This window comes from Patescibacteria group bacterium (assembly GCA_041671645.1).
GTDB lineage: Bacteria > Patescibacteriota > UBA1384 > XYA2-FULL-43-10 > 1-14-0-10-43-13 > JBAZBD01.
Genome location: JBAZBD010000001.1, coordinates 32,187 through 50,525 on the forward strand (window position 1 = coordinate 32,187; position 18,339 = coordinate 50,525).

The 18,339-nt window shown below is 46.2% G+C and carries 13 protein-coding genes; 2 read left to right on the forward strand and 11 right to left on the reverse strand.

The features are described 5' to 3' along the window. Positions 1-29: 29 nt before the first annotated feature. From WC227_00185 to WC227_00215, 7 genes are all read right to left on the reverse strand, one after another. Positions 30-1,991 (reverse strand): ribonuclease J, encoded by a 1,962-nt coding sequence (locus tag WC227_00185; GenBank protein ID MFA6963123.1) that lies wholly within the window; start codon positions 1,989-1,991, stop codon positions 30-32. 94 nt (positions 1,992-2,085) lie between these two features. Further along, a complete protein-coding gene (locus tag WC227_00190; protein MFA6963124.1) occupies positions 2,086-2,709 on the reverse strand; it encodes a uracil-DNA glycosylase in 624 nt (207 codons plus the stop codon). Between the two features lie 94 nt (positions 2,710-2,803). After that, positions 2,804-5,380, reverse strand: coding sequence for a cation-transporting P-type ATPase (locus WC227_00195; GenBank protein ID MFA6963125.1), 2,577 nt, complete (start codon positions 5,378-5,380; stop codon positions 2,804-2,806). Positions 5,381-5,499: 119 nt separating this feature from the next. Then, positions 5,500-7,371, reverse strand: a complete 1,872-nt coding sequence (locus WC227_00200) for a VanW family protein (GenBank protein ID MFA6963126.1) — start codon at positions 7,369-7,371, stop codon at positions 5,500-5,502. 122 nt (positions 7,372-7,493) lie between these two features. Further along, a complete protein-coding gene (locus WC227_00205) occupies positions 7,494-7,736 on the reverse strand; it encodes a DUF3006 domain-containing protein (GenBank protein MFA6963127.1) in 243 nt (80 codons plus the stop codon). A gap of 14 nt (positions 7,737-7,750) precedes the next feature. Further along, positions 7,751-8,254: a hypothetical protein gene (locus WC227_00210; GenBank protein MFA6963128.1), complete on the reverse strand. Its 504-nt coding sequence runs from the start codon at positions 8,252-8,254 to the stop codon at positions 7,751-7,753. Positions 8,255-8,271: 17 nt separating this feature from the next. Continuing rightward, a complete protein-coding gene (locus tag WC227_00215; GenBank protein MFA6963129.1) occupies positions 8,272-10,380 on the reverse strand; it encodes a sodium-translocating pyrophosphatase in 2,109 nt (702 codons plus the stop codon). Between the two features lie 349 nt (positions 10,381-10,729). On the opposite strand from WC227_00215, the gene WC227_00220 reads away from it, so the two are divergent. Continuing rightward, positions 10,730-11,872 (forward strand): hypothetical protein, encoded by a 1,143-nt coding sequence (locus WC227_00220; protein ID MFA6963130.1) that lies wholly within the window; start codon positions 10,730-10,732, stop codon positions 11,870-11,872. A gap of 122 nt (positions 11,873-11,994) precedes the next feature. Here WC227_00220 and WC227_00225 read toward each other — a convergent pair whose 3' ends face one another. The 4 genes from WC227_00225 to WC227_00240 are packed head-to-tail and all read right to left on the reverse strand — an operon-like array spanning position 11,995 to position 16,950. Next, positions 11,995-13,194 (reverse strand): glycosyltransferase family 1 protein, encoded by a 1,200-nt coding sequence (locus WC227_00225; GenBank protein MFA6963131.1) that lies wholly within the window; start codon positions 13,192-13,194, stop codon positions 11,995-11,997. Next, on the reverse strand, positions 13,175-14,422 hold the full coding sequence (locus WC227_00230; GenBank protein ID MFA6963132.1) for a hypothetical protein: 1,248 nt from the start codon (positions 14,420-14,422) through the stop codon (positions 13,175-13,177). The genes WC227_00225 and WC227_00230 overlap by 20 nt, the downstream gene beginning before the upstream one ends. Next, positions 14,406-15,638, reverse strand: coding sequence for an O-antigen ligase family protein (locus WC227_00235; protein MFA6963133.1), 1,233 nt, complete (start codon positions 15,636-15,638; stop codon positions 14,406-14,408). The genes WC227_00230 and WC227_00235 overlap by 17 nt, the downstream gene beginning before the upstream one ends. Next, a complete protein-coding gene (locus WC227_00240; GenBank protein ID MFA6963134.1) occupies positions 15,628-16,950 on the reverse strand; it encodes an O-antigen ligase family protein in 1,323 nt (440 codons plus the stop codon). The genes WC227_00235 and WC227_00240 overlap by 11 nt, the downstream gene beginning before the upstream one ends. A 194-nt stretch (positions 16,951-17,144) precedes the next feature. On the opposite strand from WC227_00240, the gene WC227_00245 reads away from it, so the two are divergent. Then, positions 17,145-18,245, forward strand: a complete 1,101-nt coding sequence (locus WC227_00245; protein MFA6963135.1) for a hypothetical protein — start codon at positions 17,145-17,147, stop codon at positions 18,243-18,245. The last annotated feature ends 94 nt before the right edge of the window (positions 18,246-18,339 follow it).

Here is an 18,339-nt window from a genome sequence, read left to right on the forward strand (position 1 = left end):
TCCTTTTTGTATTGTTACCAAGATTCTATTTAGACCTCGATAATGACTGGGATGATCATTGGCTTTCGCTCTGTCTCTTTGAAGAGATAATCGCCGAGTTCGTCACGAAGCTTTTGTTTGGCCACAGTATAGTCAGGTTTGCCCTTACCAGGCGCAGTATATTTGACGAAAATTCGCTTGACCTCTGCTCTGGCCTTGTGGACCAAGTCTTCGCTCTCACGCATGTAGATGAAGCCTCGAGAAATAATATCTGGTGAGGTCAGGATCTGACCTGTCTGGTGATTAACTGTGACGATGATGACGAAGATACCATCTTCTGCCATCGCTTTTCGATCACGAAGCACGATGTTTCCAACGTCGCCGACGCCCAAACCGTCAACCATGACGTAGGATGCAGGAACTCTCTTGTTGGTGACTTCGCCCTTGCCATTTGAGAATTCGATCACTTGACCGTCATCTCCGACTAGACAGTGAGCTTCGTCGACGATGCCCATCTCCCTAGCAATCTGGCAGTGAAGCATAAGTTTGTGACGCTCTCCGTGGAAAGGAATCAGATATTTTGGTTTGATCAAGGCGAGCATTAGTTTCAAATCCTCCTGATTGGCGTGGCCAGAGGTGTGAACATCCATCAATCTCTGATAAATGACCTGGGCACCAGTACGGAACAAACTGTCCATCAGGCTAGAAACTGCTCGCTCGTTGCCAGGAATTGGAGAAGAAGAAAGGATAACAAGGTCGCCCTTCTTCATTTTCACATTTCGATCTTCGCCATTGGCGATACGAGTCAGAGCGGCATTATCTTCACCCTGTGAGCCGGTGCAGACAACGACAACACGATCGTCGGCATATTTGCCAAGATCTTTGACATCAATCATGGTGTCTTTTGGCAAAAATAAAGCTTCAAGCGAAAGTGCGATCTCAACAGTTTTGACCATGCTTCGTCCGACAAAACAAACCTTGCGGTTCAATTTCTTCGAGACATTTAGGACTTGCTGGATACGACCGATCAGAGTTGAGAATGTTGAGACAATAATTCTATTATCACATCTCTCCATAATCGACATCAGAGAATCTTCGAGAACTTTCTCGGAGATGGAAACGCCTGGTTTCTCAATATTTGTTGATTCTGAAAGCATTACAAGTGGCTTTCGAGCGCCAATCATGGCGAGTCCCGAAAAATCAGCCGGTTTACCATCAGCTGGAGTATGATCAAATTTGAAGTCTCCAGTCACAACGATGACGCCCTCAGGACTGGTAATACAAAATCCCATTGCCTGAGGGATAGAGTGGTTGACCTTGAAAGTTTCAATTTTGAAACAGCCAAGCTGGAGAGTGTCTTCTCCGATTTTCATCGAGGACATTTTGACTTTGTTGTCTAGACCAAATTCCTCAAGTTTGCTCTTGATAATTCCGAGAGTCAAAGGAGCTGAATAAATGGTCGGTGAGCCAAGTTTCTCATAAACGTAAGGAATGGCGCCAATATGGTCCAGGTGGCCATGAGTGATCAGCAGTCCTCGGATCTTCGACTTGTTTTGCTCCAAATAAGAAACATCAGGGATGACATAGTCAACGCCTGGCATAGTCTCGTCTGGGAACATGAAACCCATGTCGATAATAATAATATCGTTTTTGTACTCGATCACGGTGGTATTTTTGCCACCGGTTTCTTCAACACCGCCGAGTGGGATGATCTTCAATTTTGGTTCGTAAAAAAACTTCGATTTGTAATTGTCATCGATCTGCTGAGCAGTGAAGCGGGGTTCGCCCTGAGCAGGCTCCTTGCGAGCAGTATCTTCCTTCTTCGGCTCAACCTTTTGAGCTGTGTATCTTGGCTCTGGGTTGTTGCCCTTTGGAGCCAAATTGATAGAGCGTCGAAATTCGTGTCTAGGCGAGTGCGCCTCCACGATATCGTGCTTTAGGGCCGCGTCCAACGGACTTGTTTTGATTGGTTTAGAGTTCATTGGATTCTGTGTTTTAATTTGTTCATTCATAATGTTAAATCTTTATTTCTTAATTCTTACTTCTTAATTTTTATTCAATTTTTAATTAATAATTAATAATTCATTAGAAACTAGTAATTAAAAATTAAATGAGGGTCTCTTGTTTCGATTGGTCCTTTTCTTCTTTTTTAAATTCTTCAATTTTGTTTAATATTGCGGGGATCTTTTGAAAATCTGAGATCAGAGTGCTGCGGAGTCCTCCGTTGTGCAGAGCGGCGGCAGGATGGTAGAGGGGCAGATAGACAATACCGTTGGGCCGCTTGAGCGCTTTGCCATGGATTTTGGAAATACCAGGCATTCCAGGCAAAAGCGTGGTAGCGGCGTGGCGGCCGAGCGCAACGATCAGTCTGGGCTTGATTAATTCAATCTGTTTTTCTAGATATGGGCGGCAAACTGATTTTTCATCATCTTCGGGGTCGCGGTTTTCAGGCGGACGGCATTTTACCGAGTTGGTGATAAATATTTTGTCGCGGTCGAGCTCAATGCTTGCAAGCATCTCGTCCAAGAATTTTCCGGCGGCGCCACAGAAAGGGATTCCCTCTTTGTCTTCATTGGCGCCAGGTGCCTCACCGATAAACATTACGCGTGAACTATAATCTCCCGAACCAGGAACCGCTTTGGTCCTCGTCTCAGAAAGTCGGCATTTAGTGCAAACCGAAACCTGGTCACAAATGGCGTCGAGTGCTTCTTTTCGTTCTGTTTCAATCATTAAGCAAAAAATATAGAAAAATATCAAATAAGTTCAAAAAACGAAATGGCTTGAGTGCGTTTGTTTATGTTGTTATAAGATTAACACAACTTTTTTATTTTGTCAACCGAGCCGCCCGTTTGTCATGCACGGCGCGAATGATTTCTGCACCGAGGAACGAAATAATGACAAGAGTTAAGAGGATAGTAATATCACGAGAGTTAAGAGCGACAATTCCGAAAACATGTCGGAGCGAAGGTAGGAATATCACAACTTGCAGAAGACCAACAACCAAAACTGAGAGCCATAAATATGGATTCCGGAAGAATGCGGCAGGGCTCTGCCAAATTCTTTTCTTCGATCGAATTGATACGACAAAAGCCAAATTCATAAAGACCAGATAGGTAAATAATACTGTGCGAGCGTGAATTGGAGAGAAATTTTCGATAGCGTAGAGATACAAGCCAAGGCCGATTGTGAAGGACAACACAGCCAATGAGAGGCCATAAGTCATAGAGATTTTGAGCGCGTTCTTCTTGGAGGAGCGCGGGGGCTGGCTCAGGACTTCTTTCTCTGGTTTTTCAAAACAAAGCGCCAGCGCTGGCAAAGAATCGGTAATCAGATTGATCCAAAGAATCTGGATCGTTGTAATGGGCAGCGGCAGATTGAAACCGAAACCGACGCCAACCAGAAAAAGCTCGACTAAATTGCCCGAGACGAGAAACACTACAATATTTTTGATATTGTCATAAATCGTCCGACCGTACTCTACCGCTGACAAAATTGTGGCATACTTGTCATCCAGAAGGACAATATCGGCCGAATCCTTGGCGATATCCGTCCCCTTTTGTCCCATGGCAATGCCAACGTCAGCTTTCTTGAGAGCTGGAGCGTCATTGATGCCATCCCCTGTCATCGCGACACAATATCCCTGACGCTGGAAAAGTTCTACAATTCTAATCTTGTCTGCCGGCGCGATCCGAGCAAATATTTTGACCTTTTTGATAATCTCTAGGAGTTCCCGATCGCTCTTTTTCTCCAGCATTTCGCCGATTATGATCTCATCGTCTTCAATCGAGATACCAACTTTTTCGGCGATAAACCGAGCTGTTTCTGGGTGATCTCCCGTCAAAATGACTGGACGTATTCCCGCCTTTATCGCAAGCGCGATTGCTTCCTTGACTCCCTCCGACGGTTCGTCGGCCAGAGCGAAGAAGCCCTTGAAGGTCATGCCAGCCAAAGCGCTACTTTTTAGAGAACTCAAATGCTTGTCGGCTAGCGCGATTACCTTGTACCCAAAGGCGGAAAGCTTGTGAGCCTCTTCTAATATCTTTTCTTTCTCACTTTGCTTGAGAACACAAAATTCAACAATTTTTTCGGTAGTGCCCTTGGCAATCAGCGACTTTTTACCCGCGGAGTTGACGATAACTCCCATGTATTTCTTTTCAGAATCAAATGGAATCTCGAAAATTCTTTCGTAATTTTTGGCAAAATATCGATCCAGGTGACTATGAGTTTTGGCCAGATTAGCTATCGCCACCTCGACAGAATCACCTAGAAAATCGGAATTCCCCTCCAAATTTAAGTTTGAACAAGCCAGCCCATGGACAATAAAATGACCGGCTTCGCTCTCTCTGATTCGATCAATGTTTTTCTTGGTGCTGATTTGTTCAAATTTTCCTCGATCATAAAGACAAATCTCGCCAACTTCGAGATCGTTGTTGGTTAGTGTACCAGTCTTGTCGGTCGCAATAATGCTTACACTTCCTAGTGTCTCTACGGCTGACATTTTCTTTACCAACGCCTTTTTCTTCGCCATTCTAGAAACACCAATCGCTAGAGCCAAAGTAATGGCGGTTGGCAAACTCTCCGGTACGACAGCCACCAGGAGGGCAATCGTAAAGGTGAGCAACTCTAGGACTTCGATCTGGCGAAATAATCCGAGCGCGAAGATGACCACACAAGCGGCTACTGCGAGCAGAGTCAGTTTCTTGGCCAGATAGATTATTTGCTTTTCCAGAGGAGTCTTTTCTTTCTCTTCGAGGGTCAGACTAGCGATTTTACCAAATTCTGTCTCCGCACCCGTAGCAACCACGATTCCCCGAGAGTGGCCAGAAACAATAATATCGCCGTTGAAAAGCATATTGATCTGGTCAGGCAGAGCCTTCTTTTTCGAAAGTGTCTTGGCGTTTTTGCTGACCGGCAGAGATTCGCCAGTCAGAGCCGACTCATTGACCTCTAGAGACTGCGCTTCAATAATTCGTAGGTCTGCAGGGACTTTCCCGCCTGCTTCGATCAGAACGATGTCACCACGTACAAGTAATGCGCTCTCGATCTCGATCACCTTTCCGCCGCGTAAAACTCTTGCCCGTGAGGTAAAATTACTCTTGAGATCCTGGAGCGTTCTCTCTGCCTTGTATTCCTGAAAAAAGCCAAAAATGACGTTAAGCAAAACTATCGCCAACAATATCAGTGATTGCGCCACTCCGTCGACAAAGTATGAAATCGTAGCCGCACCTAGGATAAGCAAGATGAATAAATTCTTAAATTGATTCAGAAGGATACGCCAAATCCCTCCCGTACTGGTCTCGACGAGAGAATTTGGGCCGTCTTGTTGGAGACGAAGACTGGCTTTGGCTTGTGAAAGGCCTGTTTCCGGATCCACCCCAAAATGCTCTAGGACTTTTGGGATATCCCATTCATAATAATTATTCTTTTGCGTAACCCCTCCTTATTTAGTCGGGAGCAGGGAGTTCGGAGTCGGGAGATAAAATTGTGGTCTCCTCCTAACTACTAACTCCTAACTATCAACTAGCTCTGTTTTGGGCAGCTCCCGCCCATATCCACTGCAGTTTCGTCACCGTCCTGGACTCCGTTTGAGCAATTTGCCGGGACAGCTGTGCCCGTGCCGACGAGCCAGCGCTCCTGCCAGGGTACGTAGACTGACTTGAAAGTCCTGGTTTGCAAATCAGTACCGTCGGCGGCTGTGACTTTATAATTAAAGCTGGCGGTCGCGCCCTGATGCGATTTCTCAATTCGTTTGGTCTCCCCTGCCGCCATGGTCGGAGTTTCGACATAGACCGGCGGATCTGGGTTGGTGTAGTCATAAACCGTCGGAGTCGAGACCTCGATTTTCCGACTGTCTTTCGTGCCATAGAAGTCGAAGATGATCTTGGTGCCCTCAATCCTTGATTGAATCAAAACCGAGTTAGCGTAATTGTTGACGAACTTGAAATCTGGAGCCGGGTCATAGATCGTGGCGTCCATCCCGACGGGAGGCTCATAATACGAAACTCGGTATTTGTGATTTTGGCGATCGGTAATCTTCATGCCCGAATTGAGAGCAGCTCGGAATAAAGTCGAGGACACTTGGCAAAGCCCGCCACCAAATTCTGGAGTTGTCGAATTATCCTTGATCACCAGCTCCTCAAGGTAGCCAGTCGAGGCGTCGATAGCGCCCAGGTGAGCCAGAGTCGAAAATTCCTCTCCTGGTTTGAGCAAAACTCCGTTCAGGGCGGCCGCGCCTACGGTCAAATTGTGCACACGGTTCACCGGAGAGCCTTTGAAATTGGTCATAGCAGTACCGATCTGCTCGTTGATACCGAGACTGGCGATATCAGTATCTGCTACGTCCGGCTTCTTCTCGGTGATGACAAGAGCGATGGTTTTGGTATCAGTAGCGGCCATATTGGTAGAGACACGGGCCAGAATTAGGCTCTTGATACTCTCTGTCACGCTATCTTGATTGAGCGAACGCCCATTTTTTGAAGGAGTGAAGACGGTCACTTTGCCATTTTCGACAATAAGTTTGGAGCTAACTGGTTCGTTGTCTATGCCTTTGGCCAGCGCTTCGCTAAATTTTCTAATACGAGTATCGTTGGTGCTAAGCTTCATATTGGCATCATCGCTGACGAACCCAAAGAATCCGGCCAGTGTATCTTTGTCTATTTTGATCTCCTGGTCTGATCCAGTTAAAGTGATTTCTCCGCCGTCAATTATCTGATTTGCCTTGGCCAGAGCGGCATTTGCGTTTTCGATCGTAATCGTCGGCTTGTAATTTTCTCTCTCGAAAGCGATATCCAGGCATCGGATCGCCTGGAAACAAGACTGGAAGGCCTCATTCATCTTTAGCTGGTTGAGCCTTTTGCCCTCCTGGCGTTTGTCGACAAGCGTGAATCTATCGCCGTTGTATTCCAGAGTGTAATCTTTGGCATTTTCGTCAATTTCCTTGGCGATGCTGGCAATCTTTTCGGCCAGTTGAGTCGCATTGTAGGTGTAGACGGCCGGATGGACAGAATCTTTGTAGACAGTCTCCAATTGCGCCCAAGCCGCCTTGGCGACCCTCTCGTCACGACCAACCTGCCAAAGGCTATTTACTGTTGCATCCAGATCATACTGGAGCCCAATATCGCTCGGATTGATAGAGTACTCCGCGCCAGTCTCCATGTAAATCAATTTGATCGGATTTTTGAGGACATCTCCAGCATTTGATGATAATTCTTCTGAGGCGCTCTTCTTCTTCATCCCGCCCAGGTCGAGTTCGCCGATATGTTGCCGTGGAAAGATTTTTTTCGAGTAAAAGAGTGAATATCCAGCGAATAGAATCAATGACAACGCCAAAAGGCCCGCTACCGCTAGCAGTCCGATCCGCAGAATTTTCTTCGTTTTTGGCTTAATGTGCATCGCCAATATTAATCATTTATCTGTATATTCACATCTTAACAACTGAGGGGAAATATTGGAAGGCCATACGAAAAATGGAGCAACTGATTTTCACCAGTCGCCCCATTTATATTTGAATCAACTTATTCTTTGATATCGAGTATCTCGTTCAAAATATCTTTGGCCTGTTTTTCCTTCTCGATTTGTTTGACTTCGTTGTCAGAAATCGTCAGCACCACTATCTTGCCTTCGACGATCTCTTTTGATAATAACTTCTTGGGCAGGATTAACTCTTCGTCATTTTCATCAAGAAGGACTGCCTTGTCGCCCTCGAATCTGTCTAGAGAATATTCGTGTTCAGTTGTGTTTTTTTCTTTTCTTATCATATTAAACACAAACATTATTTTTCAAAAACACCATTTTTAGTAATTTCCTTGCCAACGGCCTGATAAGTCATTGAGTATGGAATGTCATAGCGATCAATCAATCCGAGAGCAATATCAACCAATGTTTTCTCGGAATCACTTAACGCTGTATATCGATCGCTTAGTTTACATTTTTCAACAGCGCTGAGACCAGGGGCATCTTCTTTATGTGCTGATGAGCCGAACGAAGTAATAAATCGGAGTGAGTTTTCGGCTCTTAACTCGCCGAAGAGCCCTGCCGCGATAGAAGCAGCCACTTGCGCGTCTGTCCGATCCGAAGTTGGATTATCGCTATTTTCTCTAATCGTCTTGAAAAGAAGATTCTGGCCTCCATCATAATTTTCTGGGATCTCTTGCGAAGGCGCATCGGCGTCAGGCAGGACCACGGAACCACTGATTTTCGGGTCCTTCATGCCTGCATGAAGATCGTCTCCATCTCCAATGTCTACTCCAGGAACATCTGTTTCTGAGTCAACCATAGAGCCTCCGATTTTAGCTATTTAGCCTTTTTAGCGGTCATCCTTGGGGCGAAGATCATCCAGGCGGCAACGCCGAGGACGAGAGCACCGACAATGATGATTTTGACCATGTTGGTCAATTCATATTTGACCAGAGTGCCGGCGATAAGCATAGCGATAATATTTACGACTTTGATCACAGGGTTGATGGCCGGGCCAGCAGTATCCTTGTATGGATCGCCAACGGTATCGCCAGTGACAGCAGCAGCGTGTGCAATTGAACCTTTGCCACCAAAGTTTCCGTCTTCAATGTATTTCTTCGAGTTGTCCCAAGCGCCACCGCCAGAAGTCATCGAGATAGCGATGAAGAGTCCTGTGATGATGGTACCGATCAGGAATCCGCCAAGAGCGACAGGACCCAAAAGGAAACCAACCAAAATAGGTGCGGCTACCGTAATTACGGCTGGCAAAATCATCTCGCGAATAGCGGCTTTGGTCACAATATCGACTGCGCGACCGTAATCAGGTTTGGCTTTGCCCTCCATGATCCCCTTGATCTCGCGGAATTGTCTTCGAACTTCTTCGACGACAGCGCCAGCAGCCTTACCGACCGCCTGCATGGCGAGAGAGCCGAAGTAATATGGAAGTAATCCACCAATAATCAAGCCAACCAGAACATACGGATCTTTGAGGTCGAAGGCGATGACTTTGCCACCAGCAGACAATTTCTCAGTATAATCAGCGAATAGTACCATAGCGGCCAATCCGGCAGAAGCGATAGCATAACCTTTGGTCACGGCTTTGGTCGTGTTGCCGACAGAGTCAAGCTCGTCAGTGTGGACACGAACATCTGATGGCAATTCGGCCATTTCAGCAATTCCACCAGCGTTGTCTACGACTGGGCCAAAAGCGTCGATAGCAACGATAATACCGGCCATCGAGAGCATGGACATGGCAGCGATTGCGATACCGTAGATACCAGCAAGAGAGTAAGCGCCTAGAATTGCGGCAGCGATCACGAGGACTGGAGCGGCAGTAGAACGCATTGAGACAGCCAGACCGGTGATAATATTGGTACCATGACCGGTGACTGAGCTCTCAGCAATTGACTGGACTGGGTTGAAAGATTTGGAAGTGAAATACTCAGTGATCAAACACATTGCGGCAGTGACGCCGAGACCGATCAGAGAAGTGTAATAAATGCTCATGACCGAATATTGACCGTTGTCTTTCATCATCCAGGCGGTGATGAAGTAGAATGCAACTGCGGCCAAGAGGCCAGCGACAGCTAGACCGATATAGAGAGTGCCCATGACATTCTTGGATTTCTTTGGCAATCTGACAAACCAGCTACCGACGATCGAAGTTACGATCGAAGCGGCGCCAAGCATGAGCGGATATAGAATAGCGTTACCGAAACTAGCGAAGAAAAGGTGGCCAAGCAACATTGCGGCAACTGCAGTGACAGAATAGGTTTCAAATAAGTCAGCTGCCATACCAGCACAGTCGCCGACGTTATCACCAACATTGTCAGCGATCACAGCAGGATTGCGTGGATCATCTTCTGGAATTCCAGCTTCGACTTTGCCGACCAAATCAGCTCCCACGTCAGCAGCCTTGGTGAAGATACCGCCGCCGAGACGAGCGAAGATTGAGATCAATGATCCACCAAATCCGAGGCCGATCAGAGCTTCGAGATCATGGAAAATTGCGTAAAATCCAGCAACAGCCAAGAGACCAAGGCCGACGACGAGCAAACCAGTCACAGTGCCGGACTTGAAAGCAACGTCCATACCAGCGGCCAGGCCCTTGCGTGAAGCTTCAGCTGTGCGGACATTGCCGCGAACTGAAACATTCATGCCGATATAGCCAGCCAGTGCTGAGAAGACTGCGCCGACCATAAAGCCGAGAGCGATTTTCCAGCCGAGTGCGTAGAGCAAAATTACAAATAAGACAGCGGCGACCATGCCGACAGTTGAGTATTGGCGATTCAAGAAGGCCATAGCACCAGTCTCGATCGCCTTGGCGATGTCGACCATCTTCTTGTTGCCTGGGTCTTTCTTGTTGACCGATAAGGCCAAGAAAAGACCGTAAATAATTGAGATGCCTGCAGCGCAGAGCGCGATCGTGAACGCAATTGTCTCCATACTCATAAGACTCCCACAGTTAGTTTTATATAAGGTTATTCCTGTGTAATTTAACACAAGGGGGTCCAAAGTTCAATAACTGACGCCCCGAGAAGGAAATGGCGCCCTTAACGGCGTGAATAAAAGCGTTTCCTATCGCCTGAGCCCCATAAGACAGTCAGACCCCGATAATCGACCTCAAAGCTCTGATAAGGCTGAATTGAGCTCAATTTACTCTCCATACCATTGACAAAGTAGCAGTATATGTGCTATAATAACTAGTTACGCTGGTAAATCTTACATGCCGGCTGACTGCAAATTGACAACGAGGCAACGTGCCTCAATATATTCTGAAAAGGAGGACGCGAACATGCGTTCAATCGTTCTGGCCACTCTGGCCCTTTTTGCCGCTCTGCTAATGAGTGGCTGTAATGGAAATTCTTCCATATCGACCCCAATCAAAAATAACCTCAGCATCACTGTTGAGCGTTACGACGGTGCTGCGTGGCAGACCGTCGAAGTTGGAGAGAGTGTTTTTGAGAGCGACGAGCTCTCATTTGACGTATTAGCCCCCGCAATCAAACGCGGTGGGGTGGATATTGTCTGGTCAGTTAAGAAGGCTGGTTTCGAAATCACCGGAAACGGTGGAAAATCGTGGAAGTTGATGGCCGGTGATTACATCATCTCGGCTCAACTTGCCATCTCCGGTAGCCCTGTATTGCTTCGAGAGTTGACCGTTAAAGCTGGCTCCAGACCAATCCCGCCAGCGCCACTTGCTTGGAATCCAGTCTTACGAGGCTACACCCCGTATAGTTCCGCAAACAGCGTCTCAACACAGGCAAGTAGCTACACGCTACAACGTAGCGGTGACAAATTCTTGGCCAAAGTCGGCCAAAAATTGACAGTTGAGATTGATCGAACGGATCACCGCGGTGGACCTGGCGACGGTACAGTAGACCCCACCGCACCTCTATATAAAGAGGTAAAGGTGGTCGTCGTCAACAACATCGGCGCGGAAGTCCCCACAACCTATGAAGACTACTACTGGGGCTATAACGGCCTCCTCCCCGTCTTTACAGTAAAGGAGAGTGGCGACTTCACAGCAAAAGTTAGCATTGTCCTTAGCGACAATACGCAAAAGGATTTTAGTCTCCAATTACGTGTCGAAGACGTGGTTGTAGACCAGCCGATGACCGTCGCCATCAAATGGCATTACTATGACGGCACGCTTAAAACGCTTACCCTAACCAATAACACATTGTATGTGCTGCCTGGCAATCGCTACGATATTAAAGCGTCGAAACCAGGCTGGGAAGGTGCTCAGCAAGAAATCGTGATCTTTAATGAGATCACCCAGGTCTCCCCGCCGTTGATGGTAGGGAACGACTTTATTGAAGGACTTATGTCCGGAACAGGCGAAGGCACCGTTCGGGTGACCTTAAGCAAGGATGGACAATCAGTCCACACCGACTTCCACGTGGAAGTCATAGAGGGGCTAGGAATGGTCCGATAATATTTTTTAGAAACTCCCTCTGGGGAGCTTAGGACAGCCCATCTGGGCTTGTCCAATGTACTTTAAACCGTTGCGCCCCGATAATTTTATCGGGGCGCTTCTGCGTTTTAAGAGGACTTTATTTATTTTAGAGCACTTTTATAGACGTCGAGAGTTTTCTCTGCCGTGTCGGACCAATTGTATTTGGCCGCTTGTTTCAGGCCTTTGGTTGAGAGCTCTCCCCTGAGCTTCTCGCCGGTGGAGACTCGTGCCATCGCCTTGGCCATATCTTCGATATCGTATGGATCGAAATACAGTGGAGCATCGCCTAGAATTTCTGGCATACAGGAAACGTTGGATGAGAGTACTGGCGTGCCGCAAGCCATAGCTTGGAGCGGAGGGAGGCCGAAACCTTCATAGAGCGAAGGAATGATATAAGCCATCGCGCCAGCGAAACCAATCACCTGCTCCTCGGACTTCTCTGGCAAGAAACCAGTAGTAATAATGGAATTTGGAATTTGGAATTTGGAATTTAGGTATTCTCGGACTCTTTTAATTTCTTCCATTACCTCTGGCTCTGCAGGATCGGGTTTGCCCATTAGGACTAGTTGAACAAAATTACTAGATTCCCGGGTCATGGCTTCGCCTGCCCGAGAATGACAATCAACGACAAACTTCTCATAGGCCTGGATTAGGCGTACGAGATTTTTGTGTTTTTTCCACATTCCGGCATAGAGAAAATAATCGCCGGTGATGCCAAATTTCTCCTTAAAATCTTTGACCTTCGAGGTCTGACCTTTGACCGATTCGTTATATTTCAAATCGAAACCGAGATGAGTGACCGCTATCTTCTCTGGTTTGACGCTGAATCTTTTGACAATGTCCTGTTTGGTTGTTTCTGAGACAGAAATTATCTTGGCTGAGTCTCGAGCCGCTGATTGCATTACCTTCTTGAAGGCGAATTGCTTGATCGGATTAGCTTGGAAGAATTCGGTGAATTGGGTCAAGTCATGGATCGTGACGACATAATTGCCCCGATACATGACCGGGTGATTGAACTGGGTAAAGTGCACGAGATCATACTTTTTATGATTCAGAAAAGTTAGGAGTTTGGTCTGCTCCGCCATGGAATAATGGGGGACGTCCAGAATCTTGGTTTGAAAGTTAGATGATTTTCCGAATGTTGGGTAGGCCTTCAATTTCTCTAGGCCCTGCGGACGGATTAATAGTGTATACTCATTTTCCTTATCCAATTCCAAGACTCGGCTCAAAATCTCAAGGGTGTAGATAGTAAGTGAAGAGCCTATACCAATAAATCTGCCGTCAATTAGAATTTTTTTCATCTGTTTCCTTTTTTACATTGGCCAAAGCGACTCCGATCAGGATAAACAAAGAGTAGCTCAAAGCTGGATTATCTGCAAAAGTATGAAGAAATATGGCGGTGATCGACACGGCCAACAGTGAGAAGAAAAGTCCCAGCTCTTTGGCACGAATAAGGGCAGTAGAGACGAGGTAAGAGATATAGAGCCAAAGAGCCAAGCCGATGGCACCAATCTCAAGCAAAAGTTGGATATACCAAGATTCGGAAATTATACCTCCGTATTTGATGGCAATTGGCCCAGCTGTGCCAAGTCCATTGCCAAAGATCAAAATCGCCGGCTCTGCTAGCCTGTGCGTCACTTCATCAATTGAACTCTGGAGAGCGAAATTGTGGCCGGCCTGTGATTGGCCATGAGTCATGAATTGCGAGACCGTGGCGTTCGGCCAGAACCAGAGAGCCACAGCCAACGCCACGACAGCGAGACCGATAATTGAAATTATTTTCTTGACCCTCAAATTTGACTTGATGAAGATGAAGACAAAGAGTGAAACTATCAGCCCTATCAGCGCCGCTCGAGAAAAGGAGAGGAAGACGCCTAGGAATAATACGATCGCCAACGAGATCGATAATTTCTTGGCACTGCCCTTGAAAATATTGTTGATGCAGATGAAGAAAGCCGGCAAAAGGTATGAGCCGAGCTGGATCGCGCCAAGCAAGAAGGAGGCGCTCCGCTGCAAATCCATGTCGAAGCTGACTAGGAATGAGCCATATCCGTTCTCGACCCCGGGGATGATTATTCGCCAATAGTCAGCAGGGAGAAACCTCTCCAGTATCGCCCAAATCGCCACGGCCAGAGCGGTGCCAAGATAAACCTTGGTCATTTTTTTGATGTCAATAAGATCGCCCAGATTGGATAGTCCAAAGAGTAAAACGAGTGGCATGAGGGTAAATCGGAATCCCTCAATCCCCTGGCCCCAGCTTGGTGAGAAGAAAAAGATAGAGAAAGCGCCAAGGATAAGAATCGCCAGAATCGGCAATTGCCTATACAAATTAGCTTTTGCCTTGGGGAGGATCGAAAAGCGGACAAGCGCGATAAGAGCAATTATCAAAATGATTGGCTCATAGAAATGAAGTGCCCAGAAGGAGACCCCGGAATCAATATTAATTGAGTCAAAATAAAAAGAGAGTAACTGCTGGAAGGGCAAGAGGATGATTAGAAAAGCAAGAAAAATATTAAGAGCTTTTTTCATTGTTTTGGCTTCCCTTCCCAAGCAAAAATGCTGAGGCGAAAACGAGCCAGAAGATGACCGAGAGATCGTTCTTGAAATAGGTCGTGTCAAATAAGCCATGGATCAGGATCGCGGACATAGCGGCGGCCACAAAATATTTGGTATTGCCGACCGATGCCCTCCAGGTATTTACGAAGAAGCTGATGATGAGGCCGAAAAGTGCAATGATGCCAACTAATCCCAAATTGAGCCAGAAAGCGAGGAAGAGATTGTGCGGGTGAATTGCGTATGGGAGGCCAAACTGTGTGAAGCTGGGATTGTTGAGGGCCACGACCGCCACCTTGTCCTGGAAGTCCCCCATGCCAATGCCAAACAAATAATCTGAATTGATCAGTTGAAAACTGTAGCGATAAATTTCGGTACGCACAGTCTGAGTTGTCAGCAAACTGTCCGCAATTTGTGTCAGGAAGAAAATTGCTATTGCAGATATGACGCCAAGGGCCGTCCACTTCAGAAACTTTCCTCTAATGAAGCTAAACGAGACAACCACAAGGCCAGAGAACAAAGCAATCAGCCCTCCGCTGGATTTACTCAAGACAAGCGCAGTTATTGCGATGAGGATTGAAACTATTTGAACGAAAAGAAGAAAATTGAATTTTCTCCAATTGACAGAGACAGCGGCGAGAAGCAGGACAGGAACGATGAACATCGTCAGATAATTTGGCGATTCGAAAGGACCAAAGAATCTTTGCTCACTAATATATTGGGCGAAAGAAGAATCGGTGCTTTGATAAAGCATCGGCGCAATCAGCCCTAGTCTTTGCAAGATAGCCCAGAGAGAAATCAGGAAGAGTGGGACGAAGAGAAGACGCAATGATTTGATGAAGCCTTCACGGTCCTGGCCGAAGAGATTGATGATAGAGAGATAAAACATTATAGGGATTACAATCCAGCCCTTGGCGATTCCGAGAGAGACAGTGCTTGTTCCGTTGGCGATTAAGCTCAAGACAGCGGCAAAAACTACCAGATAAGCCCAGGGAGAGCCCCAGTTCCAGCTCTTCTTCTGTGATAATTTCAAAATCAAAACCAAGAAGAAGAAAATGAGAATCAAAAGTTCAAGCGGATTGGTCCTGATCGAGCCGATCAAGGTAAAGCGAAAAATATAGGCCGGCAAAAAAATTAGTACAAGAGAATAGGCAGCAAAGGAAAACGACCTCAAATTTAATTTATTTTTCATTTTGTTTGAATTGATATGAATTTAGCCAAGCCAAGAAGACCCAAAACGAAATTACATACAAAGTAGAGAAGAAATTATATTGGATCAGGACCGCCAGCATGCCGAGAGAGAGCGCAATCACCGTAGATTTTTGAGCGAGCGGAAGTGATCGGGTCGCCTTCCGAATTTCGATCGCCAAGAAGACCAAGAAAAGAAGGAAGAGAGTGAGTCCGACAGCACCGTTCTCAGCTAACAATTCCAAATATTCGTTGTTAACTATCAGATACTGGCCGTTTGCAAGCTGTGCAGCCGGAGTGTAAAGATAGCCGAAGCTGGCTGGACCGGCGCCAAAAATTGGCTTTTTCTTAAATGAATCTATGGCCGAGCCATAAAATCCAAGCCGTTCGAAAGTCGAGTAGTCCGACCTCTGGCTCGGGACAACGTTGGTCGTCTGCTGTAAAAAACTTGAAGTTAGCTGAACTTTTTGGCCGTCCTTTGGTGGGTTCTTGATGTCTCTAACCATTTGATTGAGCCAAATCAGACCAAAACAGATGCCGAGAGATAAGATGAATGCGACAATGCCGCCGCCGATCTTGGCAAAACGATTGGCGATAGTCTTATTACAGATTATATAAATCAGGAAGATCAGTAGAGCCACGCCCATGCCCAAGAAAGCGCCTCGTGACATTGTGAGCAGAAAGTTCACCAAGAATAGTACGATCAGCCAAAAAGTTGAATTGAAAAACTTAGCTCCAAAGATATATTTTCTCAGAGATATAAGGATCGGGATGATTAGAAAGTTTGCAAAATATAACGGCTCCAAAGCGACAGATTGAATTCGGGCAAAGCCAAAAACTTCCTTGGTATAGCGTTGTAGCAAGCCAGTAAATGTTGTCGGGGCGTCAAAAGTGTCTCCCAGGAATTGTACAAGACCGAAAATAGAAATGAAAATAGCAGCGGCAATTAGGAATTTTTCAATTTTCTCAAAGCTAATCTTGGCGATAACGCGAGAAAAGGAGAAATAAATCAAAAACATAAACAGCCAGAGCAAGGTGAAAATTAGTCCGCGTTTGGTCGGTGCAAGCATGAAAGAGATCAAGTCTGAGATGAATAATCCGACCAGGATAACCTCAGACCCTCTGAATTTGACAAATTTATCCTTGCGAAAGAGGAGGCCAAAAAGCCAGCAGGAAAGGAAAGCGATAGCCAAGAGATAGCTGATCTTGACCGTGAACCCTCCAACGTCGAAAGTCGGGATTCGTTCGAAAGGCAGGAAAAAAAAGATGGCTAGGACGAGGCCTGATAGGATGTTTGGTAGAGTAACTTTCTTCATAGATTTATTATACCTTATTATTTATATTTTTTTTGGTGGGGTAATTGCCTCATAAAAAGCAAATGCCCCCAGGCAAGGGCTTAAAAGTTGTATGAAGCTATGATAAAATTAGTTTGATGATATTGTCAAATTGGGACAGAAAATTTGTGTCTGCTATTCTCTGCGTATCCGTGTTTTCTCTGACGCTCGCGGCAATGCAAAAAGTTCATGCTGAAATCAACAGCACTGATTTTGTAAATAATAAATCCTACAACAATCTGATCTCCAACAGGGACTTTATCGATATCGGATCGATGACCCAGGACGAAATTCAAGCCTTCCTCAATACTAAGGCCTCTTATCTAAAAGAATTTTCTGAGGGTGGCAAGAGCGCTGCACAAATTATTTATGAGGCGGCTCGAGGCAAGAAAAATACTGCCGCCAGAGATGGCGAGGATTACAGCACTTATCTAGGTGAAACATATAAGAATGTCACGGTCAACGAAAGCACCGGCACCGTGAGCCCCAAAGTACTGCTTGTGATGCTGCAAAAGGAACAAAGCTTGATCACTCGAACTGAACGCAACGATGACGCCCTAACGATCGCCATGGGCTACGGCTGCCCCGATTCGAGCAGTTGCTCCAGTCATTATTTCGGCTTTACTTTCCAAGTCGAATGGGCGGCTTGGCAATTGCGTTACAATTATGGACGCTCACAAGGTAAAGGAACCGATTTTCAGGTCGGCCAGACGATGACCGGGGTAGACGGACAATACGATGTCACATTTATGAACGAAGCCACAGCTTCGCTCTATCGCTATACTCCGCATGTTTTCGATAGCGCCTATAATTTTATGAACTTGTATGATAGTTGGTTCACTACCCACGCCGATAGTGAAAGTGACGACACGGCCAACTTCACCCTCAAAACTTATACTAACGCCCAAAAAGTTTCTGGCGGGAAAAGAAGCGACACTATCGCTTATCTGAACAACAGCCCCCTAAGCGACGGTGGGCTCGGATCTAGAAGTTGGAATATTAATTTTACCGATCTGGCTTACGGGACCAATAATTACACCTTAGAATACAAGGACGCGGGCGGTACTCTGGTCGATACAAAATCGATAGTGATCGAGATTCACAAACCTGGCGATATCGACGGCAATAACGCCGTCGACGTCCAGGACCTTTCGATTTTCGCCGCCTACTGGTCGCAGATCAATCCAGAGGAGCCACTGGCCAATTTGACCGGTGAAGTCGGCCATGCCATTAACGTTCAGGATCTTTCAATCTTGGCGGGGTATTGGGGAAAGTAGTTACAATTTTTAATTACTAATTTTTAATTTCTAATCAAATCTTAATCATTAAAAATTTTAAATTGATTAAAACTTAGGAAATACGAATTAAGAA

Coding starts and splice junctions, on each gene's coding strand:
- WC227_00185 (MFA6963123.1), bottom strand. CDS start 1,991: ATGAATGAACAAATTAAAACACAGAATCCAATGAACTCTAAACCAATC.
- WC227_00190 (MFA6963124.1), bottom strand. CDS start 2,709: ATGATTGAAACAGAACGAAAAGAAGCACTCGACGCCATTTGTGACCAG.
- WC227_00200 (MFA6963126.1), bottom strand. CDS start 7,371: ATGCACATTAAGCCAAAAACGAAGAAAATTCTGCGGATCGGACTGCTA.
- WC227_00205 (MFA6963127.1), bottom strand. CDS start 7,736: ATGATAAGAAAAGAAAAAAACACAACTGAACACGAATATTCTCTAGAC.
- WC227_00210 (MFA6963128.1), bottom strand. CDS start 8,254: ATGGTTGACTCAGAAACAGATGTTCCTGGAGTAGACATTGGAGATGGA.
- WC227_00215 (MFA6963129.1), bottom strand. CDS start 10,380: ATGGAGACAATTGCGTTCACGATCGCGCTCTGCGCTGCAGGCATCTCA.
- WC227_00220 (MFA6963130.1), top strand. CDS start 10,730: ATGCGTTCAATCGTTCTGGCCACTCTGGCCCTTTTTGCCGCTCTGCTA.
- WC227_00225 (MFA6963131.1), bottom strand. CDS start 13,194: ATGAAAAAAATTCTAATTGACGGCAGATTTATTGGTATAGGCTCTTCA.
- WC227_00230 (MFA6963132.1), bottom strand. CDS start 14,422: ATGAAAAAAGCTCTTAATATTTTTCTTGCTTTTCTAATCATCCTCTTG.
- WC227_00235 (MFA6963133.1), bottom strand. CDS start 15,638: ATGAAAAATAAATTAAATTTGAGGTCGTTTTCCTTTGCTGCCTATTCT.
- WC227_00240 (MFA6963134.1), bottom strand. CDS start 16,950: ATGAAGAAAGTTACTCTACCAAACATCCTATCAGGCCTCGTCCTAGCC.
- WC227_00245 (MFA6963135.1), top strand. CDS start 17,145: ATGCAAAAAGTTCATGCTGAAATCAACAGCACTGATTTTGTAAATAAT.